The 22,879-nt window shown below is 67.8% G+C and carries 19 protein-coding genes and 2 pseudogenes; 15 read left to right on the top strand and 6 right to left on the bottom strand.

Annotation, left to right across the window (positions count from 1 at the left end):
* Positions 1 to 282 precede the first annotated feature (282 nt).
* Positions 283 to 1,488 carry a cytochrome P450 gene (locus tag LBW94_RS24870; RefSeq protein WP_225060119.1) on the bottom strand — a complete coding sequence of 402 codons (1,206 nt, stop codon included), beginning with the start codon at positions 1,486 to 1,488 and terminating at the stop codon, positions 283 to 285.
* A 429-nt stretch (positions 1,489 to 1,917) separates the two neighbouring features.
* Between LBW94_RS24870 and LBW94_RS24865 the strand changes: the two genes are divergently transcribed.
* Entirely contained in the window at positions 1,918 to 2,466 is a 549-nt protein-coding gene (locus tag LBW94_RS24865) for a cupin domain-containing protein (protein WP_225060118.1), read from the top strand.
* 22 nt (positions 2,467 to 2,488) lie between these two features.
* Entirely contained in the window at positions 2,489 to 3,688 is a 1,200-nt protein-coding gene (locus tag LBW94_RS24860) for an amidohydrolase family protein (RefSeq protein WP_225060117.1), read from the top strand.
* A 116-nt stretch (positions 3,689 to 3,804) separates the two neighbouring features.
* Here the strand turns inward: LBW94_RS24860 and LBW94_RS24855 are convergent, their stop codons facing one another.
* Both LBW94_RS24855 and LBW94_RS24850 read right to left on the bottom strand, forming a co-directional pair.
* Positions 3,805 to 4,614, bottom strand: a complete 810-nt coding sequence (locus LBW94_RS24855; protein WP_225060116.1) for an aminopeptidase — start codon at positions 4,612 to 4,614, stop codon at positions 3,805 to 3,807.
* A gap of 200 nt (positions 4,615 to 4,814) precedes the next feature.
* Entirely contained in the window at positions 4,815 to 5,957 is a 1,143-nt protein-coding gene (locus LBW94_RS24850) for an amidohydrolase family protein (protein ID WP_225060115.1), read from the bottom strand.
* A 377-nt stretch (positions 5,958 to 6,334) separates the two neighbouring features.
* Between LBW94_RS24850 and LBW94_RS24845 the strand changes: the two genes are divergently transcribed.
* Positions 6,335 to 7,378 (top strand): zinc-binding dehydrogenase, encoded by a 1,044-nt coding sequence (locus tag LBW94_RS24845; RefSeq protein ID WP_225060114.1) that lies wholly within the window; start codon positions 6,335 to 6,337, stop codon positions 7,376 to 7,378.
* 468 nt (positions 7,379 to 7,846) lie between these two features.
* A pseudogene (locus LBW94_RS44470) lies at positions 7,847 to 7,909 on the top strand (hypothetical protein); the annotation flags it as partial.
* Positions 7,910 to 8,335: 426 nt separating this feature from the next.
* On the opposite strand, the pseudogene LBW94_RS44465 reads toward LBW94_RS44470, so the two are convergent.
* Positions 8,336 to 8,392 (bottom strand): annotated as a pseudogene (locus tag LBW94_RS44465) (TetR family transcriptional regulator); the annotation flags it as partial.
* Positions 8,393 to 8,895: 503 nt separating this feature from the next.
* Between LBW94_RS44465 and LBW94_RS24835 the strand changes: the two are divergent.
* The 6 genes from LBW94_RS24835 to LBW94_RS24810 all read left to right on the top strand — a co-directional run bounded on the left by LBW94_RS24835 (position 8,896) and on the right by LBW94_RS24810 (position 15,054).
* Positions 8,896 to 10,041 (top strand): CaiB/BaiF CoA transferase family protein, encoded by a 1,146-nt coding sequence (locus tag LBW94_RS24835; RefSeq protein ID WP_225060113.1) that lies wholly within the window; start codon positions 8,896 to 8,898, stop codon positions 10,039 to 10,041.
* A 219-nt stretch (positions 10,042 to 10,260) separates the two neighbouring features.
* Complete coding sequence (locus tag LBW94_RS24830; RefSeq protein ID WP_225060112.1) at positions 10,261 to 11,814, top strand: aldehyde dehydrogenase family protein; 1,554 nt, start codon at positions 10,261 to 10,263, stop codon at positions 11,812 to 11,814.
* Positions 11,815 to 11,860: 46 nt separating this feature from the next.
* Positions 11,861 to 12,145, top strand: coding sequence for a hypothetical protein (locus tag LBW94_RS24825; protein WP_225060111.1), 285 nt, complete (start codon positions 11,861 to 11,863; stop codon positions 12,143 to 12,145).
* On the top strand, positions 12,142 to 13,611 hold the full coding sequence (locus LBW94_RS24820) for an aldehyde dehydrogenase family protein (protein ID WP_225060110.1): 1,470 nt from the start codon (positions 12,142 to 12,144) through the stop codon (positions 13,609 to 13,611). The genes LBW94_RS24825 and LBW94_RS24820 overlap by 4 nt, the downstream gene beginning before the upstream one ends.
* Positions 13,612 to 13,642: 31 nt before the next feature.
* Complete coding sequence (locus LBW94_RS24815; protein WP_225060109.1) at positions 13,643 to 14,557, top strand: mycofactocin-coupled SDR family oxidoreductase; 915 nt, start codon at positions 13,643 to 13,645, stop codon at positions 14,555 to 14,557.
* Between the two features lie 41 nt (positions 14,558 to 14,598).
* Positions 14,599 to 15,054 (top strand): nuclear transport factor 2 family protein, encoded by a 456-nt coding sequence (locus LBW94_RS24810; protein WP_225060108.1) that lies wholly within the window; start codon positions 14,599 to 14,601, stop codon positions 15,052 to 15,054.
* Positions 15,055 to 15,115: 61 nt separating this feature from the next.
* Here LBW94_RS24810 and fabG read toward each other — a convergent pair whose 3' ends face one another.
* Both fabG and LBW94_RS24800 read right to left on the bottom strand, forming a co-directional pair.
* Complete coding sequence (gene fabG, locus LBW94_RS24805) at positions 15,116 to 15,862, bottom strand: 3-oxoacyl-ACP reductase FabG (protein ID WP_225060107.1); 747 nt, start codon at positions 15,860 to 15,862, stop codon at positions 15,116 to 15,118.
* 100 nt (positions 15,863 to 15,962) lie between these two features.
* Positions 15,963 to 17,126: an acyl-CoA dehydrogenase family protein gene (locus LBW94_RS24800; protein ID WP_225060106.1), complete on the bottom strand. Its 1,164-nt coding sequence runs from the start codon at positions 17,124 to 17,126 to the stop codon at positions 15,963 to 15,965.
* A gap of 153 nt (positions 17,127 to 17,279) precedes the next feature.
* Here LBW94_RS24800 and LBW94_RS24795 point away from each other — a divergent pair, with 153 nt between their 5' ends.
* The 5 genes from LBW94_RS24795 to LBW94_RS24775 are packed head-to-tail and all read left to right on the top strand — an operon-like array spanning position 17,280 to position 22,871.
* The gene (locus tag LBW94_RS24795) at positions 17,280 to 17,741 is read left to right on the top strand and encodes a MaoC family dehydratase (protein WP_225060105.1); all 462 of its coding nucleotides are present in this window, start codon (positions 17,280 to 17,282) and stop codon (positions 17,739 to 17,741) included.
* A gap of 22 nt (positions 17,742 to 17,763) precedes the next feature.
* Entirely contained in the window at positions 17,764 to 19,725 is a 1,962-nt protein-coding gene (locus tag LBW94_RS24790) for an AMP-binding protein (protein ID WP_225060104.1), read from the top strand.
* Positions 19,722 to 20,888, top strand: coding sequence for an acyl-CoA dehydrogenase family protein (locus tag LBW94_RS24785; RefSeq protein ID WP_225060103.1), 1,167 nt, complete (start codon positions 19,722 to 19,724; stop codon positions 20,886 to 20,888). Before LBW94_RS24790 ends, LBW94_RS24785 begins: the two co-directional genes overlap by 4 nt.
* Positions 20,889 to 20,901: 13 nt before the next feature.
* Positions 20,902 to 22,065 (top strand): CaiB/BaiF CoA transferase family protein, encoded by a 1,164-nt coding sequence (locus tag LBW94_RS24780; RefSeq protein WP_225060102.1) that lies wholly within the window; start codon positions 20,902 to 20,904, stop codon positions 22,063 to 22,065.
* Positions 22,066 to 22,079: 14 nt separating this feature from the next.
* On the top strand, positions 22,080 to 22,871 hold the full coding sequence (locus LBW94_RS24775; protein ID WP_225060101.1) for an enoyl-CoA hydratase/isomerase family protein: 792 nt from the start codon (positions 22,080 to 22,082) through the stop codon (positions 22,869 to 22,871).
* Positions 22,872 to 22,879: the final 8 nt, after the last annotated feature.

Raw genomic sequence — 22,879 nt, 5'->3', positions numbered from 1 at the left:
GTCCCCGGCGGTGACCATCGGCTGCTCAGAGGCCGTCGGGATGTGCACTGCCCCTCGAGCGAGTCGCAAATCCGGCGCCGGCGCGATCCCGTTGACCGCGGCGCCGAACGCGAGGTCCGCCCGCGCCCGTCATGACGACGGCGCGGGCGACCTGCGTTCTGTGTCGAACTCACCGGACCGGCGGCGGGCTATCGTCGCCGGATCGGCGGCGTTCAGCATCTCCGCCCGCGCGATCGCGACCCGTCCAGCGCGCGGCAGGTCGGACGGGCATGCCGCGTGGTGTCAGGACTTCTTCGATCCGGGGGTGAAGGTGGCGGGCATCTGTCGGCGTGGAATGTCCTCGGCGTCGCGGTCGATGACGAAGTCCGGGATGCGGTCGAGCACTCGATCGAGCACGATCTCCAGCTCCGCGCGGGCGAGATTGCGCCCCAGGCAGAAATGAATCCCGGCGCCGAACGACAGGTGCGGGTTGGGGGAGCGGTCCAGTACGACTTCGTCCGGGCGCTCGAACACCGTCTCGTCGCGGTTCGCGGACATGATCGACAAGCCCACCGTTTCGCGCGTGTCGATGGCCTTGCCGTGCAATTCGAGCGGCTGTGAGGCCGAGCGCACGGCCAACGGTGCCGGCGGCCACATGCGGAGCACCTCGTCGACAGCCTTCGGCACGAGCCCACGGTCGGCGATGAGCCGATCGCGGTCGGCGTGGTTGCCGTCGAGATGACGGAACATCGCGAGGAGGGTCGAGCCGGTGGTGTCGACTCCGCCACCGATGACGGTCCGCAGCATATTCACCGCGTCTTCGATATCGATGGGCGCGCCGCTCAGCTCGGCTGCGGCAACCCGGCTCGCCATGTCGTCCGCCGGGTGCTCACGACGCTCCAGAAGGAGCTCCCGCAACCGTTCCGCCGTCCACAAATGCTCGGCGAAGCCCTCATGGTGTTCTTCGCTGTCGGGCGGGAAATGAATGAGCTTGTGCATGGATGTGTGAAATCGCTCCCACTCGTCGAGCGGCAGGCCGACCAGGTGCAGCGTCGTCATGGTGGGGACGGCGTAGGCCAGGTCAGTGCAGAAATTGATCCGGCCGCTCTCGATCACGCGGTCGAGCAGCCCGTCCACCAACTCTTCGAGGAAGACGTGCCGCCCGCGGGTCGCGTTCGGGGTGAAGAACGAGGTGAGCACGGCCCGCTGTTCGCGCCACTGCGGCGGATCGGTCTCCAGCACCAGCATTGCCGGCGACTGCCGCGAGGGAATGCGGTCACCGCCACGCCATGTTCCGTCAGGTTCCTGCCACTTGGCCGAGGACAGCTCCTCGTGGTTGTGCAACGCGCGGTCCACGTCTGCGTGCCGAGAAAGGAGCCAGAATCCGCCGTACCCGTCGAAATGCGCGGCAGGGGCGTGTTTGCGTGCCTCGGCCAAGACCTCGCGTTGTTCGACCACCGACATGTGATAGGGGTCGAACGAACTCAGCTGGTCCGTATTCGTGGTCATCGAAAGCTCCTTTCGTCGGGTGCCGGTGGCACCGTTCTCCCGCCGTAGCAGGAAAGTCAGGTCCTGGCCCGCGGCAATGCGCGGGCATGGATGTCGGTCATCGAACCGAAGTCGGGGGAGGTAGTGCCCGCCGCGCGGTCTGCGGCGATGGGCGGCTCGTCGAGCACAAGGTGACCGACTGCGGCAGACCGGGTTGTGCGAGTCCCGAGAACTCTATCAGTTTTGGCGTCCAGGATTCTGAATACCAAAAGTCATTAGCAATGCTATCCTTGGCTGACGATCGCTCGATCGCTCGATCGCTCGATCGCTCGATCGCTCGATCGCTCGATCGCTCGATCGCTCGATCGCTCGATCGCTCGATCGCTCGATCGGTCCGGTGCGGATCGTGCCGGTAGGTCCGGCATCGGGCACGTCAGCGTGGAGGTTCCGATGAGTGACACAGTTGCGTCGCAGCGCGCCCTGGATGAGGCGCGCAGGGTCGTCTATTTCGCGCTCGGCGAGGCGGAGGGCTGGCGGCAGTCGAAACCGAGTCGCGGACCTGCCGAGCGGATGCCCGAGTCGATTCGCCTCAGTGGAGTGGATGTCGACGAGTACTTTCGCGACGGGTTGTTCTCCAAGCGGATGCAGATCGGGTCGTTCCACCTGCTCGAGGTCCGGTTCGCGCCCGGCTTCGTCATCCCCCGCCACCACCACAACTTCGACCAGATGGTGGTCGTCGTCGAAGGCAGCGTCCGCCAGGGCAGGCGCTGGTTCCAGGTGGGTGACGGCTACTTCACGAAGGCCGACACGCCCTATGTGACCGCGGCCGGCCCCGAAGGGGCGCGAATCGTCGAGGTGCGCAAGGACCCGATCGAAGAGCTCGAGGTCTGGTGGGACGAGGCCAAGCCCGAGCGGTGGCAGCGCGAGCGCTGGCACGCGGCGGCAGCTTCCGCCGACTCGACGACAGCGGGCGACCTCAGGTCGCCTCGACAGAGATAAGTGAAGGAAAGGGACTCGATCAATGTCCGACAGCTATGACGCCAATGCCGTCATCACGCCGGAAGGTGTGGACGAGCTTCCGCGTACCTACCGGGTGATCTCGGTCGACGACCACCTGTGTGAGCCGCCGGACATGTTCGAAGGCCGGCTTCCTGCCAAGTTCCAGGACCGGGCGCCGAGGGTTGTGGAGCAGGACAATGGCGATCAGGTCTGGACCTATGAGAACCGCGTGTTCCCGAACATCGCAGTGAACGCTGTGGTCGGTCTCCCGAAGGAAAAATGGGGCTACGAGCCGGTCCGCTTCGACAAGATCCGCAAGGGCTCGTGGGACATCCACGCCCGCATCGCGGACATGGACCTCGCGGGTATCGAGGCTTCGCTCTGCTTCCCGTCGCAGGTGGCAGGCTTCGGTGGCGTCACGTTCGCTGACTCCGAGGACAAGGAGCTCGGCCTCGCGGTTACCCGCGCCTGGAACGACTGGCACGCGGAGGTGTGGGCGGGTTCGTATCCGGACCGGATCATTCCCCTGCAGCTTCCGTGGCTGCCCGACCCCGTTGTGGCTGCGGAAGAGGTCCGCAAGAACGCGGCCCGCGGGTTCCGTGCGGTGACGTTCCCCGAGTACCCGACCAATGTCGGTTACCCGAGCTTCCATACCAACGTGTGGGACCCCTTCTTCGCTGCCTGTGAAGAAACGGACACGGTCGTCTGCATCCACACCGGCTCCGGCCGCTGGGCACCGCTGCCGCCGAACAGCGAAGGCCCCCGCACGATCCGAGTCTCACTCTTCCCCGTCAACGCGATGGTCTGCTGTGCGGACCTGTTGTGGTCGGAGATCCCGGTGCGATTCCCCAACCTGAAGATCGCTCTGGCCGAGGGAGGAATCGGCTGGGTCGCGATGTACCTCGACCGGCTCGAGTACATGGAGACCCGCGCGGGTTCGTTCGGCAACGAGTGGTCGTCGAAGGAGATTTCGCCCGCCGAGGTCGTCCGCCGGAACTTCTACTTCTGCAGCCTGGACGACCCGTCGACGATCTCCACTCGGGACCGGATCGGGCTCGACCACATCATGATGGAGGTCGACTACCCGCACGCCGACTCCACCTGGCCGGACACGCAGAAGATCGTGCACGGCACCTTGGGGGGCCTGCCGGAGAACGAGATCGAGGCCATCACCCACGGCAACGCCGAGCGGCTCTTCCGCTTCCCTCTCGCCAAGAAATAGGTCCGCTCGAACCGAGAGCGCCCGCCGGAGGTCCCCACCGGCGGGCGCTCTTCGTACGCCGGATCCCGCGGACAGCGAAAAGCCCGGGAACCACGTGGTTCCCGGGCTTTTCGCTGTCAGAACTGGAGCTTGCCGGACAGCACCACAGGCTCGCCGTCGATCTCGATCGTCACCTCGGGAATGAGTCCGTCGAGGTGCAGGTCGCAGACTGTCTCACCGCCGTAGCCGTTCGCGCTGTCGCCCATGGCGATGTGCGCGGTGCCGCGCCGTTTCTTGGCCTCGGTGATGTCGTCGACCAAGCGGGCACCCGGGTTGATCCCGATGCCCAGCTCGCCGATGTTCCGTGCGTTCTCGACGCCCTCGATGGTTCGCAGGAGCAGATCCGCCTCCTTGCCGCCTTCGATCCTGCGGACGAGACCGCCCTCGACGGTCCACTCGATCGGCGTACGCACACCGCCGATGTCGGTCATTGCCACCTCGACGACGACGCGGCCGTTCGTGGTGCCTTCGACGGGCGGCAGCGAGACCTCGCCGCCCGGCCACGCCATCGTCTCGCACGGGTTCTGCGCCATGCCGGCCAGCCAGCCGACTGCCTTGCGTCCGGCGATCGACATGGTCACGTCGGTCCCGTTGGGTGCGGTGACCCTCGCGGTAGTGCCTTCGGTGAGGATGGCGCGCAGCGTTGCCGCGGGCTTGCGCAGTTCCGCGAAGTCGTAGTGCATCGCGCCGTCGACCCAGCCGGACTCGTGCGGTGGCGAGTTCAGGGCACCCCGGGTGCCCGCCTCCTGCGCCAGGGTCTTGAGCGAGGAGTGGTAGGGCGAGCGAGAGCATGCGCTGATCACGACATCGGCCGCGCACACCGCGTCCAGCACCGACTTCGGCAGGTCCTCGCCGCTGGTCTTGCGCGGGTTGAGGGTGATGAGCACCGGCTCCGCTCCCACCTCCGACACGGCCTGGACGAGTGCGGTGGGGATCGAGGGTGAGGTGACGGTGTCGACCAGAATGACGACCTGCTCTCCCGGTGCCACCGCCAGGTACTTCCCGATGGCCCGCCGTGCGACGCCGGCGATCCGTGTGGCGGTGTCCTGTGTGCCTGTTGCCGACAGTTGTTCGTTCGTCAAGCAGATCAGTCCCAGAAGTTGAAGAGGTTGCGGGCATTGAGCTCGGAGATCATCTGCACCTCGTCGTCCGGCACGTCCACGACGGCTTCGGCGAAGTACTTCCTGCTGTTGGGCCACTCCGAGTCGTTGTGCGGGTAGTCCGACTCCCACATCAGTTTGTCCACGCCGATGGCGTGGCGGTTGACGATGGCTGTGCGGTCGGAGATGAAGCAGGTCCAGAAGTTGCGGCGGAAGATGTCCGACGGCGAGATCGAGCGGTCGACGCCGATGCGCGTGCGCGCCCAGGTGTAGTCCATCCGTTCGAGCAGGTATGGCACCCAGCCGCTGCCACCCTCGGACAGCGCGATCTTGACGCCGGGGTAACGGTGCATCATTCCGGAGAAAGTGAGATCGGCCAGTGCGGTCATCGAGTTGAGGCCGCACAGGGATATCGGCACGGCGTCGGAGTGGGCCTCCGACTCCTTCGAGGGCGTGGGCAGTTTGCCCGAGGTGCCCACGTGCATGCAGATGACCATTCCGGTTTCCTCGGCAGTCCGGAATACCGGGTCCCAGTGATCGGTCCAGAAGGAGGGCAAGCCCAACGGGCCGGGCGACTCGATGAAGGAGATGGCGCGGGCGCCCTTCTCTGCGCAGCGCTTCATTTCCTGGGCGGCGAGCTCCGGGTCCCACAGCTGCACCAGCGTCATCGGGATGAACCGGTCGGGGGCTGCCGCACACCACTCATCGAGCAGCCAGTTGTTCCATGCCTGCACGCAGGCCGACGCCAGCTCCTTGTTCCGGTTCTCGAGGAAGCGGGTGCCGCCGAACCGTGGGAAGGTCGGGAAGTTGACCTGGGCCCAGACACCGTCCTCATCCATCGCGGCGAGTCGAGCTTTCGGTTCGTACGCGCCCGGCGTCATATCGTCGTAGTGCCGGGCATACAGGTCCTCGCCCGTGCCGTCCGTGCGGAAGTTACGGGTTTGCGGGCTGCCCAGCAGGTTCAGGGCGTACAGCTTGCCCTCCATCTTCCATGCCTGGGTATGGCCGGGCTGGTCGACGATCTGCGGTCCGTCCTCGACGAATTGCTTCGGCAAGTGGTTCGTCCATACGTGGGAAGGTTCGACGATGTGATCATCCACCGAGATGATCTTGTGGTGCTCGCGCAACATTGACGCTTACCCGCCTCTCATTTCGACTCTGGACAGTATCCGGGATACCTGCTCGAGGGAGCAGACGCCAGCCGCTGCAGGTCATGGATGTTTCGTAGGTTCTGCCTACACTCTAGGGTAACTTTTGGCATGCAGGATTCCAAATTCTGGATCCACTGATACAGTGCTTCTGGCGCGGCGGGCCGGTTCGGCCGCTGACGACCCGGCCGGTTTCGCTGGAGCACTCCCGGCGCAGCACCCATTCAGTGCGTGTGCGAACACACCGACTGTTCGACCTGGCAATATCCGGGCACCACAGGCGCCCGGCACGAATCGGAGGATTCGACGTGAAGGCTGCAATGCTGCAGAGATTCGGTGGGCCGCTGTCGATCGTGGAGGTGACGATCGACAAGCCGGGACCTCGCGAGGTGCTGGTCGACACGAAAGCGTGCGGGATCTGCCACAGCGACTTGACCGTGGTGAACAACGACTACGGACACCCGCTGCCGATGGTCGTCGGGCACGAGGCTGCGGGGGTGGTGGCTGCGGTCGGATCCGAGGTACGCGAGTTCGCGGTCGGCGATCACGTCGTCGCCTGCCTGATGGGGTTCTGCGGAACGTGTGACCGCTGCCTGGTGGGCAATCGCTTCCTGTGCCGCAACCCCGGCTTCACACAGCGTGCCGCGGATGCGAGCCCGCGCCTGTCCTTCGAGGGCACTCCGGTCGGACAATCGGCCGACCTGGGTGGCTTCGCGGAGCAGATGTTGCTGCACGAGCACAACCTGGTGAAGGTGAACGTGGACATTCCCTTGGACCGTGCTGCGTTGCTCGGCTGCGGGGTTATCACGGGCGCCGGCGCGGCGATCAACACGGCGAGTGTCAGGGTCGGGGACACGGTGGCCGTTATCGGCTGCGGCGGTGTCGGGCTGAGCGTTCTCCAGGGTGCTGCGCTCGCCGGCGCGCAAACAATCGTCGCGATCGACATCAAGCCCGAAAAACTGGAGATGGCCAAGCGATTCGGCGCTACGCATGTGGTGAACGCGACAGATGGCGACCCGGTCGCCGCCGTGCACGATCTGATCGGGGGAGGGGCGGATCACGCCTTCGAAGCGCTCGGCACCCTGAAGACCTCCCGACAGGCGCTCGACCTCGTCGGACCGGGCGGGACCGCCTACATGATCGGCATGCAGTCCCCGGACGCGACGCTCGAACTCAACCCGTTCCTGGATCTGGTGTTGCAGAAGAAGTCGGTGCGTGGTGTCTACATGGGGTCGACGGACTTCCGCACCGAGATCCCGCGCTATGCCGACCTTTACCTCGCGGGCCGATTCAATCTGGACGACCTGGTCACGGAGCGGGTCTCACTGTGGGACGTCTCCGACCGGCTGGAGCGGCTCGGGAAGGGCACCGACGCAATTCGCTACGTCGTCACCTTCCCGTAGCGAGCCCGGGTATCGGGGACCACATCACGCAGCGCTCGGTGGATTTCGAGTACTTCGTCATCGACGCCGATGCGGATCGCATTCGGCGTCACCGTCGCACCCTCGAGCTGCCTCGTGAATTCAAGGGCGGCTGGGGATCTCGAGAATTCGTCCCGCGCAAAGCTCTCGGCAGCGGGTTCCGACCCGCTCGGAACCCGCACTGGCACGGGGATGGCAGGGCAGAACGGCCCGGCAGGGGCGAAGCATCCGAGTGGATCGCAGGCAGCGGTCTGCCCGGATTGGGCTGTCCTCAGTGAGTGGGTCCATCCAGTTTTAGAGTCCCGTTTGGCCTGGTGAAGGCCGAGAAGGGACAATCATCGACATGGCAGGACGCAAACGGCACTCCGCCGAGGACATCGTGCGGAAGCTGCGCCTGGCCGACGAGCTGACCACCGCCGGCAAGACCGGCGAGGAGATCGCGCTGCCGAGATCGGGGTATCCACCGCCACGCTCGACAACTGGCGCCGCCAGTACGGCGGCGTCGACACCGAGGCCGCCAAGGAACTCGACGAACTGCGCGAGCAGAACGCTCGGTTGAAGCGGCTGCTGGCCGACGCCGAGCGGCGGACACGGCTGCCAGGCACGCGCCGGTGGCGACCCACAGCTCGAATTCGACGTCGGGATCGGGGCTTTCGCCGCGCAGCGCTTCGACGCTGCGGTATTGGCCGTCCCACACCCGTCCCGCAGAGCGGGCACCGGCAACCCCAGTTGCGGCCGTGCCGGCAGAATGGCTCGGTCGGCCGCGTCGTGGGCGGCGGTTGTCTCGACCAGCGCGGCGCCGATCCGACGCAGCAGGGGCTCGTCGGCCGGCTGAGCGCGGATCGCGTCGATGATCACCGGGTCGTACTCGTCGGCCATGACGAGGTCTTCCTCGGTCGGGAAGCGGCGGATCACGGTCATCGACGACACCTCCGCGGCGGCTGCGACGTCGGCGACGGTGCTGGCGTCGTAGCCGCGTTCGGTGAACAGCCGCATCGCGTGTTCCCGAATGGCCCGCTGAGTCTTCATTCGCCGGATCTCACGCAAGCCCGGCTCATCGCGACTCATGTGTCGGAGACTGTCAACTGCAAGCTTCTGACGCCAGCGCTCGGCTGACATCTCATGTCGCCTCACCGCCGGCATTCCGGAGTCGCCTCGCAGTCGGTGGATGAGGGCTGACGGCGCGTGTGTCAACGTAGGTCCAATCCTGTATCCGGCATGGATCGGAAATTCCCGTCATTTCAATTCGCGAGCGGTGAACCGGCGCTTCGGAATTGGTCACTTGCCATTGCCGCGCCCGTGGTGCAGCCTCGGGATGTCGTCGGTAGGACGGTCCCGGCGATCCGATATCGCATAGTCCACCGGCCGGGTCCGCCTGCCTGGTAGGGCATTCGGTGCGCGCGGACAATTACCCCATCGCACAACGGAGCACCGAGAATGAATTCGAACGTACTGGACGAATCGCGGGCGGCCCGGCGTGAACAATGGACGGCCGCTCGATGAGCGGACCGCTGTCCGGGGTCCGGGTGCTGGAACTGGGCGGGGTCGGCCCGACCCCGTTCGCCGCCATGCTCCTGGCGGACCTCGGCGCCGATGTCCTGCGCCTGGACCGGCCACCCGGCTACGACGGCGGCGCCCCGGTCGAAGCCCGGTTCAATCTGCTCAACAGAGGCAGGCGGAGCGCGGTTTTCGACCTGAAGAAGCCTGCCGCGGTCGCCGCTGTCCTGGACCTGGCCCGCACCGCCGATATCCTCATCGAAGGATTCCGGCCCGGCGTCGCCGAGAAACTGGGCCTGGGACCCGACGAGTGCCTGACGGTCAACGCGGCGCTGGTGTACGGCCGGATGACCGGCTGGGGCCAGCACGGCCCACTGGCATCTGCCCCCGGCCACGACATCAATTACATCTCGCTCACCGGCGTCCTGCATTCGGTGGGCCGTGTGGGGGGACCGCCGGTCGTGCCGCTCAACCTGGCCGGCGACTTCGGCGGTGGCTCACTGTATCTGGCGTTCGGCGTCGTCTCCGCACTGCTGGAGAGCCGCACCTCGGGACGCGGTCAGGTGGTCGACGCGGCGATGGTCGACGGCTCGGCCTCGCTCATGACCCTGTTCTACGGCCTGCTCGCCGCCGGCTACTGGCGCGACGAGCGCGGCGTGAACCGCCTGGACTCGGGCGCGCCGTGGTACAACGTCTACGAGACCGCCGATGGTGGCTGGATCAGTCTGGGCGCCAACGAATCCCGCTTCTGGCGCAACCTGCTGCGCGTGCTCGGCATCGATGAATCGGAGATGCCCGACCAGCACGACAGAACGCAGTGGCCGATAGTGCACGAGCGGTTCACCGCCGTGTTCCGGACCAGAACCCGCGACGAATGGTGCGCCCTCGCCGAAGGACAGGAAGCGTGCCTGTCGCCGGTGCTGTCGCTGACCGAAGCGCCGTACGACGCACACCTGCGGGCTCGCGGCACCTTCGTCGACATCGACGGCGTGGTCCAGCCTGCGCCCGCACCGCGTTTCAGCCGTACACCGGGAGCGGTCCAGCGGCCACCGGCCGAACCGGGCCGGCACACCGACGAAGTACTCGCCGAATGGGGCTTCACCGAGGGTGAATTGTCGGCGCTGCGCGACGCGGGCGCCATCCGCTGACGGAGTGCTGACACCGGACGGAGCTGCCCCACTCGGTACCGGACTGCTGTTCTCCGCCGCGTCCCTGCTCGTTCCCGGCAGCCGACGGTGTCCACCGGAAGTGTCCAAAACTTGGCCACTTCTGTTGCCTGGGTCTCTCTACTGTCGATGACAGGCCACATTTCATTCCCCGCCTTCGCCGTGATCACGGCGATTTCCCGAGAATTCCGAGGTGAGAAAATGACTGCCGTTCTGCCCGAGACTCCTGCCGTCGACCGGGACGGTGTGCCGCATTACCGGCTGTTCATCGACGGCGTGTGGGTCGATACCGATACCAGCATCCCGGTGGTCGATCCGGCGACCGAGGAGACCGTGGTGACGGTGGCGGTCGCCGCCACCGAGCATGTCGACGCCGCCGTCGCCGCGGCCGAGCGGGTGCACGAGTCGGGTATCTGGCGCAACACCCCGCCGGCCGAGCGCGCCGCAGTGATCGACCGCGTGATCGCGGCGGTGAGCATGCGCATGGACGAGCTGGCGGTACTGAGCGCCAAGGAGACTGGTATGCCGCTGCGCGTGGCCGGCGCCATCGGTGTCGGATTTCCCCTGGTACATATGGGGCACTACGCGCAGCTGACCCGCACCTACGAATGGGAGCGGTCCGGCCCGGTGACCGGCCAGGTGTTGTCGGCGAGCTTCATCCGCAAGGAGCCGGTCGGCGTGTGCGCCGGTATCGTCCCGTGGAACTTCCCGGCGCTGATCGCGGTGTGGAAGTCCATCCCGGCGCTGGCCGCGGGCAACACGGTCGTGCTCAAGACCGACGAGAAGACCCCCATCTTCGCCCTCGAACTCGGCGCTCTGCTGCGTGACGCCGGTCTGCCCGACGGCGCCTACAACGTGGTCGTCGGCGACGGCCCGAACATCGGTGGCCGGCTGGTCGAGCACCCGGACGTGCGGCTGGTGTCGTTCACCGGTTCCACCGCCACCGGCCGTCAGGTCATGGCCGCGGCGGCGTCCAACGTCAAGCGGGTCGTCCTCGAACTCGGCGGCAAGGGCCCGAACATCGTCCTCGACGACGCCGATCTGGATGCCGCCGTGGACGGTTCGATCTACGCCTTCCTGCTGCACGCGGGCCAAGCCTGCGAATCCGGCACCCGGCTGCTGCTGCCGTCCGCCATCCACGACCGGTTCGTGGCGCGCCTGGTGAAGCGTCTGCGGACGCTGAAGCAGGGCGACCCCCTCGACCCGGCCACCGATATCGGCGCGGTCATGAACAAGGCGCAGCGCGACCGCATCCTGGGCTATATCGAGAAGGGCAAGGCCGAGGGCGCGACCGTCGTCGTGGGTGGCGGCGTGCCGACCGGACCGGAGTTCGAGAAGGGCTTCTGGGTCGAGCCGACTGTGTTCACCGGTGTCACCAACGACATGGCCATAGCCCGCGAGGAGATCTTCGGCCCTGTCCTCGCGGTGCTGAAGTACGACTCGACAGAGGAGGCGATCAAGATCGCCAACGACACCGAGTACGGCCTGTCCGCCGCTGTGTGGAGCCGCGACAACCAGCGCGCGCTCGACATCGCCCGGCAGCTCGAGGCCGGTTCGGTGTGGATCAACGACTTCCACAACATCTCCCAGTACCTGCCGTTCGGCGGCTTCAAGCAGTCCGGCACCGGCCGTGAGCTCGGCCCGGACGCGCTCGACGAGTTCACCCAGGACAAGGGCATCACCGTCGACCTGTCCGGTGACGTGAGCCGCCGCGCCTACGGCCTGGTCCTCGGAACCCCGCCGTCTGCCGAATAGCTTTCTCTCACAACATCTCTCGCACATCGAAGTACCGGAGAATCCCGTGATCAAAGGTCAGTTCACCAATGTCAAGCCGATCGTCGGCGACCTGGAACGGTCCCCGGCGTTCTACGCGCTGTTCGACCGGAAGCCCGCTGCGGTCCTCGAATTCGTGGATCCCGAGGTCACCGAGGTGATGCCGCAGGACGGTCCGGTCGGCTCGGCCATGGTCGCCGACCCGGACGGCTACCTGGTCGAGTTGGTCGCCGGTGACCCGGGCGCGGTGCAGGGCCCGCCGCCGGGGACCAAGATCCCGCACCCCGTTCCGCACATCCACGAGCACGCGTGAGCGTCGCGGTGACCTCTGCGGATCCGGTGGCGGGGCACCTGCTCATCGATGGCGAGTGGGTCCCCGCCGCCGGGGGCGGCGTGTTCGAGGTGATCGATCCGGGCACGGAGGAGGTGATCGGCCGGGTCGCCGACGCCACGCCCGCCGACGTCGACAGCGCGGTGCGTGCTGCCCGCCGGGCATTCGAGGACGAGCGATGGCTGGGGCTGTCGGGATCACAGCGGGGTGTGGTGCTGTGGCGGGTCGCCGATCTGCTGGCCGCCCGTACCGAGGAGTTCGCCCGGCGCGAGAGCCGCGACGTCGGCATGCCGGTGTCGCAGGCGACCCTGATGGTGGCCGAGGCGGTCAACCAGTTCCGGTACTACGCCGGCTGGGCCGACAAGATCCACGGCAGCACTACCGATCTCGGCTCCGCCGCATCCCGGATGCTCGGCGCCACCTACAAGGAACCGGTCGGCGTGGTGGCGATGATCGTGCCGTGGAACGCGCCGCTCATCGCGATGTCGATGAAGCTCGCACCCGCGCTGGCGGCAGGATGCACCTGCGTGCTCAAGCCCTCGGAGGAAGCGCCGCTCAGCGCCCTGGCACTGGGGGCGCTGCTGCTCGAAGCCGGGGTGCCCGCCGGGGTGGTCGACATCGTCACCGGATTCGGGCCCACAGGCGCCGCACTGGCCGAGCATCCGCGGGTCGACAAGATCAGCTTCACCGGCTCGACCGCGGTGGGCCGCAAGATCGTGGCGGCGGCGACCGGCAACCTGAAGAAGGTCGCGCTCGAACTCGGCGGCAAATCACCGGTGATCGTGCTGCCCGATGCCGACATCGCCGCCGCGGCGACCGGTATCGCGCTCGGCGGCTTCTGGAACTCCGGTCAGATATGTACTTCGGGCACAAGGCTTTTCGTGCACGAGTCGGTACACGACGACCTGGTGACGGCGATCGCCGAACGAGGCAGGGCCATGAAGGTCGGCTACGGCACCGACCCGGCCGCAGTGCTCGGCCCGCTGGTGTCGGCCCGGCAGCTCGAACGGGTCGCCGGGTTCGTCGACCGCGGCCGCGCCGACGGCGCGCGGGTGGTCACCGGCGGTGAACGGTTGGGGGAGCGCGGCTTCTACTACGCGCCGACGGTCGTCACCGAGGTCACCCCGGACATGGAGATCGTCCGCGAGGAGATCTTCGGACCGGTACTGGCCGCCATGCCCTACACCGATCTCGACGCGGCCATCACCGCGGCCAACGACACCGAATACGGCCTCGCGGGCAGCGTCTGGACCCGCGACGTCGCCAGGGCGCACCGGGTCGCCCGGCGGCTGCGGGCGGGCCGGATCGGGGTCAACATCCACCGCGCCGGCGGCGTGCAGATGCCCGTCGGCGGATACAAGCAGTCGGGCTGGGGTCGGGAGAACGGGCCCGACGCCATCGAGGAATACCTCGAGACCAAATCGGTCGTCACCCTGCTCGACCGCTGACTCCTCCCCGAATCGACAAGAGGAAACTGTTATGGGAACTCTCGACGGCAAAGTCGTCTTCATCACCGGAGCCGCACGCGGACAGGGCCGTTCGCACGCCGTGACCGCGGCGCAGGAGGGCGCCGACGTCGTCCTGTTCGACGTCGCCGCACCTGTCGTGGGCGTCAAGTACCCGCTGGCCACCGAGGAAGACCTGGACAAGACCCGCAAGCTGGTCGAGGACCAGGGCCGCCGCGCTCTGACCGTGGTCGGCGACGTGCGCGACCAGACGGCCCTGGACGCCGCGGTGGCCCGTGCTGTCGACACCCTCGGCGGTATCGACGGCGTCGTCGCCAATGCCGGAGTGTGGGACCTCGGCCCGGCGGGCTGGCAGACCACCGAAGAGGACTACCAGACCGTCGTCGACACCGTCCTCGGTGGCGTGTTCCGCACGATCAAGGCGGTCGCACCCCACTTCGTGGCACGGCGCGCGGGTGCCATCGTGGCGATCGCGTCGGTCGGTGGACTCGAGGCGACCGCGGGCTACACCTCCTATATCGCCGCCAAACACGGCGTGGTCGGCCTCGTCGGGAACACCGCCCTGGAACTCGGCCCGCACAACGTGCGAGCCAACACCGTGTGCCCGGGTGCGATCGATACCAAGATCTGGGACAACCCCATGGGCCACACCATGTTCGTCGCGCCCGGAGATCCCGCCGACCGCAACATCGCCCTCGACGGAATCTACGGCTACGCCCCCCTCGCCGGCCGCACCGCGCTGCCGCCGCAGGCCGTCAGCAACGCGGTGGTCTTCCTGCTCTCCGACCTCGCCGAGCACATCACCGGTGTGGCGCTGCCCGTCGACGCCGGTCACCTGCTTCTCCCGGGCTTCAACCACGCACCCGTCAGCTCCGGCCCCGAGGCCGAGCACTACCGCCCGCCGGCCGTTTCACCCGACGACCTGTAGACCCGCCGTCGAACTCGATCGTCGAAGGAAAGGATCAATCCATGACGAATGTATCGACCGATCTCGCCGCCAAAATACAGTGGCTCGCCGACATCGAGGAGATCAAGACGCTGATGGCGAAGTACTGCCACGGCATCGACAAGAAGGATCCCGACATCTTCCTCGGTATCTGGTCCGCCGATGCCGATTATCTGTTGCCGCGTGGCGAAGGGCACGGCATCGATGGGGTGCGCGCACTGGTGGAGACGGTCTGGCGCCAGGTCCCCCGCTGTCACCACCACATCACCAACCCCGTGATCGGTGTGGACGGCCACACCGCCACTGCGAAGACCGACGTCTTCTACTTCCGGCTCACCGAGGACGGCAGTCACCAATTGCTCTCGGGCGGTTATGACTTCGCCTTCGTGGTCGAAGACGGGACATGGAAGATCCGGAGACTGGAATTCACCGGCTTCGTCTCGGCCAGTCCGGTGTTCCCGGAGAACGTCACGGTCTGAGGCATTCGCGGGGGTGTCGACGGCCGCCGCCGCGTCGACACCCCCGTCGCGTCTGCGGTGGTTACATGAACCGTCCCCCGGTCACCTCGAGGACCGTGCCGGTCATATACGCCGACAGGTCCGAGGCGAGAAACAGTGCCACCGAGGCGATTTCGCCGATCTCTCCGGCGCGGCCCATCGGGATCTCGCGCATTTTGGCGGCCCAGACCTTTTCCGGCATGGCCTCGGTCATGGCAGTGCGGATCAGGCCGGGTTGGATGGCGTTGACCCGGATACCCAGGTGGGCAAGCTCTTTCGCGGCGGCCTTGGACAGGCCGACGATGCCGGCCTTGGCGGCCGAGTAGTTGGTCTGTCCGGCCAGCCCGATCTTGCCGGACAGTGAGGACATGTTGACGATGGCGCCGCTGCCACGCTCGCGCATGATCGCGGCGGCCAGCCGGGTGCCGTTCCAGGTGCCCTTGAGGTGCACGCTGACGACCTGGTCGAACTGATCCTCGGTCATCTTCCGCATGGTCGCGTCGCGGGTGATCCCGGCGTTGTTGACCATGACGTCGACGGGGGAGAAGGCGGCCGCGGCGGCGTCGAGCAGCGCCTGCACCTCGTCGGCGACGGTCACATCGCAGCGCACTCCGATCGCGACGGCGGCGCCGCCCAGGCGCTCGGCGGCGTCCTTCGCGGCGCCCTCGTCGATGTCGCCGATGACCACGCGCGCGCCTTCGGCGAGGAAGCGTTCGGCGATGGCGTAGCCGATTCCTTGTGCCGCACCGGTGACGACGGCGGTCTTGTCCTGTAGCAACGGCCCTGGCATGGGGTTCCTCTCGGTAGGTGGATGTGCCGGTGCGGCACGGTGATTCGTCGCGCCGGCCCGTGGACGGGCTCCTGGACCATGGTGCCGTCCCGGCGGGTGGTCAGGTGCGTTTCTTCGCGTCCCGGACCAGTCCTCCGCCGATGATGAGGCGCTGGATCTCGCTGGTGCCCTCGTACAGGCGCAGCAGCCGCACGTCGCGATAGAGGTGCTCGACCGGCACCTCACGCATGTAACCGGAGCCGCCGTGGATCTGCACCGCGTTGTCGGCCGCCCGCCCGGCCATCTCGGTGCAGAACAGTTTCGCCACCGACGGCATGATCCGGCGGTCCGCGCCGGAGACGTATTGCGCGGCGGCGTCGCGGACCAGCGCTCGCCCGGCCATGACACCGGTCTGCTGATCGGCGATCATCGCCTGGACGAGCTGGAAATCGCCGATCGGGGTGCCGCCCTGGGTGGCGCTGGCCGCGTAGGCCACCGATTCGTCCAGGCAGCGCTGCGCGGTGCCGACCGACAGCGCGGCGATGTGCACCCGGCCGCGGGCCAGTGAGCTCATGGCCGCCCGGTAGCCGATGTCCTCGGCGCCGCCGACCAGCGCGGCCGCGGGTACCCGGACATCGGTGAAGGTGACGTCGGCGGTCCAAGCGCCCTCCTGACCCATCTTGGCGTCCTTCGGTCCGACCTGGACGCCCGGTGTCGCGGCGGGTACCAGGAACACGGCGATGCCGGGCCCGTCCGGGCCGGGTTCTGCGGTGCGGGCGAAGGCCACGAACAGGTCGGCCAACGGGGCATTGGTGATGAATCGCTTCTGCCCATCGATGATCCAGTCGGCGCCGTCGCGACGGGCCCTGGTGCGCAGGCCGGCCGGGTTCGAGCCCGCGCCGGGTTCGGTGAGCGCGAAGGAGGCGATGACCTCACCCGCTGCGATCCGCTCGAGCCACTGTTTGCGCTGCGCATCGGTGCCGTAGTTGACCAGCACCTGCCCGGCGATCCCATTGTTGGTGCCGAACAGCGACCGCAGCGACAGGCAGGTGTAGCCGAATTCCATGGCCAGTTCCACATCCTGGGTCAGATCCAGGCCCAGGCCGCCCCACTCCTGGGGGACGGCGTAGCCGAACAGCCCCATCTCGGCGGCGGCGCGCCGGATGTCGGCGGGGATGGCGTCGGTGGCCAGGATCTCCGATTCGCGCGCGACGACTTTCGTCCGGATGAACCGGCGGACCTGGGCCAGGATCGGCGCGAAGTCCTCGGCACTGACGTCGGACAAGGTCGGCTCCCTTCGAGCAGGCTCGCGATATGCGATTATGATATAATATATTATATTTTAGCGGTCTGACGGCGTCTGTTGCCGATCGCGTTTCATACATAATATATTCCATCTCGCCCGGTGTCACGGCCGGGCGTGGCGAAAGGACATCACATGCCGGGCTTGTACTTCGAAGAACTGGAACCGGGTCTGGTCATCGACCACCCGACCCGGCGGACGGTCACCGAGGCGGACAACACGCTGTTCAGCGTGATGACATTGAATCTGGCGCCGCTGCACCTGGACGCGGAGTACAGCAAGAATTCGATCTACGGCCAGCGCCTGGTCAACAGCCTGTTCATCCTTGGCCTGGTCTCGGGCATCACCGTGCCGGAGACCACACAGGGCACCACCCTCGGCAATCTCGGCTTCGAGAAGATCACCTTCCCCAAGCCGGTGTTCCACGGCGACACCATCCAGGTCCGCACCGAGATCGTGACCCGGCGGGAGTCCCGTAGCCGGGACGATTCGGGCATCGTCACCTTCCGTCATCTGGGGATCAACCAGCGCGACGAGGTCGTCTGCGACGCCGTACGCGTCGGCTTGATGCTCAAGCTCACGGCCGAGCATGCCTGATCGGACCGAGGAGGACAGGCTCATGGCAGACGTACAGCCCGCCACCGTCCCGGCCTGGGTGCCCGACGATGTGGTGCGGGAGCGCAGCCGGTTGCTGGCCGCGATGCGGGAATGGGGACTGGGGTCCGATGCGGCCGCGGTCGTGCAGCTGAACCGGCGCGCGGTCGCCGACCCGGAGTGGTTCTGGCGGGCGGCCGTCGCCGATCTCGGCATCGAATTCGGTGCGCCGTTCGAGCGGGTGGTCGACGACTCGGCGGGAAAGCCTTTCCCACAATGGTTTCCGGGCGGCCGGATCAATGTCGCGCGGCTGTGCGCACATCGGCACGCCGCCGGGGAGCGGGCCGGGCAGCTCGCGGTGGTGTACGAGGGCGACAACGGGCAGCGCCGCACCCTGACCTTCGCCGAATTGGACGCCGAGGTCCGGCGTTTCGCGGCGAACCTGCGTGAACTCGGAGTACGCCGCGGCGACCGGGTGGCACTGTTCATGCCGGTGGTGCCGGAAGCCGCGGTCGCGTTCCTGGCCATCGCCACGCTCGGCGCCGTCTCCGTCCCGACCTTCAGCGGTTACACCCCCGATGCGCTGGCGACCCGGCTCCAGGATGCCGAGGCCGTCGCTCTGGTGACCGCGGACGGCACCACCCGCCGGGGCCTGCCGATCGATCTGAAGGCGACCACCGATGCGGCCCTGGCGGATTCGCCGTCGGTACACACGGTCGTGGTGGTGCGGCACCTGGGCGCCGCCGTGCCGATGACGGCCGGCCGGGATGTGTACTACGACGAACTGGATCCGCACCCGGCGCCGATCGAGACCGTCGACACCGCGGCGAACGATCCACTCACCGTGGTCTACACCTCCGGCACCACCGGACGGCCCAAGGGCATCGTGCACTCGCACGGCGGTTTCGCGGTGAAGACCGCGATCGATTTCGCCTACGGCTTCGACCTGCACGCCGGGGAGGTGGTCGGCTGGATCACCGATCTGGGCTGGCTGGTCGGCCCGATGTTGATGACCGGGCCGCTGCAACTGGGCGCGACCATCGTCATGATCGAGGGCCTGCCGACCTACCCCACCCCCGATCGGATGTGGGATATCGTGCGGCGCAACGGCATCACCGTCCAGGGTATCGCGCCGACGGCGGCCCGCGCGCTGCGTGCCGCCGGCGCCGACGCGCCTGCGATGGACACGCTACGAGCGTTCGTCTCCACCGGTGAGGCATGGGACGAGCCCACCTGGTGGTGGCTGTTCGGCGAGGTCGGCGGCAGGCGCATCCCGATCGTCAACTACAGCGGCGGCACCGAGGTCGGCGGCGGCCTGCTGGTCGGCTATCCGTTCCTGCCCGCGGCGGCGGCGGCGTTCAGCGCGCCACTGCCGGGCGTGGACGCGGCGATCTTCGGCGAGGACGGCCGGCCGGTCACCGGCGAGATCGGGGAACTGGTGGTGCGCAACACCTTTCCCGGCATGACCCACGCGTTCTGGAACGACCGCGACCGTTACCTGGACACCTACTGGAGCCGCTGGGACGGTATCTGGGTGCACGGTGATCTCGCCAGTGTCGACGACTCGGACATGTGGCACATCCACGGCCGCTCCGACGACACCCTCAAACTGTCCGGCCGCCGGGTCGGACCCGCCGAGATCGAGACGGCCCTGTTACGGGACGACCGGATCGCGGAAGTCGCGGTCATCGGCGTCCCCGACGAACAGCGCGGGCAACGCGCGGTCGCCTTCGCCGTGCTGCGCGATGGCGGCGTCGCGCCGGCCGATCTCCAGGACACCGCCACCGGGCACGCGGGCCGGTCCTTCGCACCGCGGGTCCACGTGGTGGACACCCTGCCCAAGACCAAGAACGGCAAGATCATGCGGCGCGCGATCCGCGCCCGCTTCCTCGGCACCGCGCCGGGCGATCTGTCCGCCCTCGACCCCACCACCCCGCTCGAGGCCATTCCCGTTGCGGGAGAACATGATCAGGAGAGCAGACGATGACCACCGCAGAGGTCGACGACAACATCGAGGTCGTGCGCCGGGCGACCCGGGAACTGGCCCGCCGGTTCGGCTACGACTACTGGCTGGACAAGGACCGCAAGCACGAATACCCGTGGGACTTCGTGCACGCCTTCGCCGCCGGTGGCTGGCTGGGCGCGATGATCCCCGAGCAGTACGGCGGGATCGGCCTCGGCCTGCGGGAGGCGGCGGTGATGATGGGGGAGATCGCCGCCTCCGGTGGCGGGATGAGCGGCGGCTCCGCGATCCACTTCTACGTCTTCCCGCCCGCGCCGATCGTGAAATACGGCTCGGAGGCGATGAAGCAGGAGTACCTGCCGAAATTGGCGGCCGGTGAGCTGCTGATGGCCTTCGGCGTCACCGAACCCACTGCGGGCGTGGATACTTCGCGCATCAAGACCAAGGCCACCAAGGTCGACGGCGGGTGGGTGATCAACGGGCAGAAGGTGTTCATCACCAACGCGCAGAACGCGCAGAAGATCCTGCTGCTGGCCCGCACCTCCCCGCGCAGCGAGGACAAGCCGCTGTGGGGCATGTCGCTGTTCCTCTGCGACATGGACCGCAAGGCCGTCACCGTGCGGGAGATCGACAAGCTCGGCCGTGCGGCGATCGACACCAACGAACTGTTCATCGACAATCTGGAAGTGGCCGAGGATCGGCTCGTCGGCGAGGTCGACAAGGGCTTCTACTATCTGCTCGACGGCCTGAATCCCGAGCGCATCGTGGTCGGGATGGAGGGGATCGGCCTGGGCCGGGCCGCTCTGGATCTGGCGACCGACTACGCCAAGAACCGCATCGTCTTCGACCGGCCGATCGGAAAGAATCAGGCCGTCGCCCATCCGCTCGCCGATTCGTGGATCCGGCTCGAGGCCGCCGAGGGCATGGCGATGAAGGCGGCCGACCTGTTCGACCGGGGCCTGCCCTGCGGGCCGGAGGCCGCCGCCGCCAAATATCTCGGCGCCGAAGGCGGATTCGAGGCGTGCGACCGCGCCTTCTCCACCCTCGGCGGGTACGCGTACGCGAGGGAGTACCACATCGAGCGGCTGTGGCGGGAGGTGCGACTGCTGCGCAACGCGCCGTTCTCCCAGGAGATGGTGCGCAACTACGTCTCCCAGCAGGTGCTCGGCCTGCCCCGTTCCTACTGAGAGGGATGATCCGATGACGGGACCGCTGACCGGGGTCCGGGTGCTGGTGCTCGCGGGCATGGGTCCCGTGCCGTATGTGTCCATGCTGCTGGCCGATTCGGGCGCGGACGTGGTGCGCGTGGTGCGGCCCGCGCACCGCAGCGCCCGGGCGCTGGACCAGACCGAGGGGCTCGCCGCCGAAGTCGATATCGTCAACCGGGGCGTCACCACGGTCCCGGTCGATCTGAAACATCCCGCCGGCCGGGAGTCGGTGCTGCGGCTGGCCGGTGCCGCCGACGTATTCGTCGAGGGCTTCCGGCCCGGCGTCGCCGAGCGGCTCGGACTCGGTCCCGCGGAGGTCACGGCAGGCAATCCGCGGCTGGTGTACGCCCGGCTCACCGGGTACGGGCAGACCGGCCCGCGCGCGCACGAGGCCGGGCACGACATCAATTACGTGGCGCAGTCCGGTGTGCTGCACGCGCTGGCCCCGGCCGGCGGGGCACCGCGCCCGCCGATCAATCTGCTCGGCGACTACGCCGGCGGCGGGGCGCTGGGCGCCTTCGGGATCGTGTGCGCGCTGGTGGCGGCCCACACCAGCGGCCACGGTCAGGTGCTGGACGTCGCGATGGTCGACGGGGTCGCGTTGCTGACCGCGAAGTTGCAGGGCCTGCGGGCGGCCGGGCTGTACTCCGACGAACCGGGAACGAACTTCCTGGATTCGGGCGCGCCCTTCTACGACACCTACCGGTGTGCGGACGGCCGCTACCTCGCGGTGGGGGCGCTGGAACCGGACTTCTACCGTGAGTTCACCGGTCGTCTCGGCGTCGACACCTCCGGCTGGCCGAATCCGGACGACCGGGTGCGCTGGCCGCGGTTGCGCGAACTGATCGCCGCCGCCCTCGTCCGGCGCACCCGGGCCGAATGGGCGGAGATCTACCGAGGCACCGATGCCTGTGTCAGCCCGGTCCTCACCTTCGACGAGGCGGCGGCCGACCCGCACAACGCCGCCCGCGGGCTGTACCAGCGGATCGGCGCGGCGCTGCATCCCGCGCCCGCCCCCCGCTTCGGCCGCACTCCGGCCCGCACCCCCTCGGCGCCGCCGGCGGGTACCGAGCAGGTCGCCGCCGTGGCGGCCCGGTGGGACGCCGGACCCGCCGAGCCGGATGCGGGCATCGCCACCGTGCATCACATCAGGTAACGAGAGGAACGACTGTGCCCGGATACGACGACTTTTCGTCGCTGACCATCGATCGCCCCGTCGAGGGGGTGCTGCGGCTCGTACTGGACGCCCCGAACCTGAATTCGGTGGGCCCGGTGCTGCATCGGGAGTTGGCCGACATCTGGCCGGTGATCGCCCGCGACGAATCGGTGCGCGCGATCCTGGTCCGCGGCGCCGGGGACCGGGCGTTCTCGGCAGGCGGCAGTTTCGACCTGATCGAGGACATGATCGGCGACCACGCGTCGCGGACCCGGGTCATGCGCGAGGCGCGGGACCTGGTGCGCAACCTCATCGAGGTGCCGCAGCCGATCGTCTCCGCGATCAACGGTCCCGCGGTCGGGGCGGGACTGGTGGTCGCCCTGCTGGCCGACATCTCGGTCGCCGGGCGGCGGGCCAAGATCGTGGACGGGCACGTGCGGATCGGCGTGGCCGCCGGGGATCACGCCGCGATCTGCTGGCCGTTGCTGTGCGGGATGGCCAAGGCCAAGTACCACCTGCTCACCAACGACGTGATCACCGGCGAGGAGGCCGAGCGGCTGGGCATGGTGTCGCTGTGCGTGGACGACGATCAGGTCCAGGACCGGGCCCTGGAACTGGCCATCCGGTTGTCCACCGGGTCGCGGGCCGGGATCCAGGGCACCAAGATGGCGCTCAACGGCTGGTACCGGCAGGCCATGCCGATCTTCGATGCCTCGCTGGGGCTCGAATTCTACGGCTTCGGCGGACCGGACGTGGTTGAGGGCGTCGCCTCGCACCGCGCGAAGCGGGAGCCGAAGTTCCTGTGAGCGAACAG

It is taken from the genome of Nocardia sp. alder85J (genome assembly GCF_020176955.2).
GTDB lineage: Bacteria > Actinomycetota > Actinomycetes > Mycobacteriales > Mycobacteriaceae > Nocardia.
Note: the sequence above shows the minus strand (reverse complement) of the source record. Positions and strands in the feature narration are given on the sequence as shown.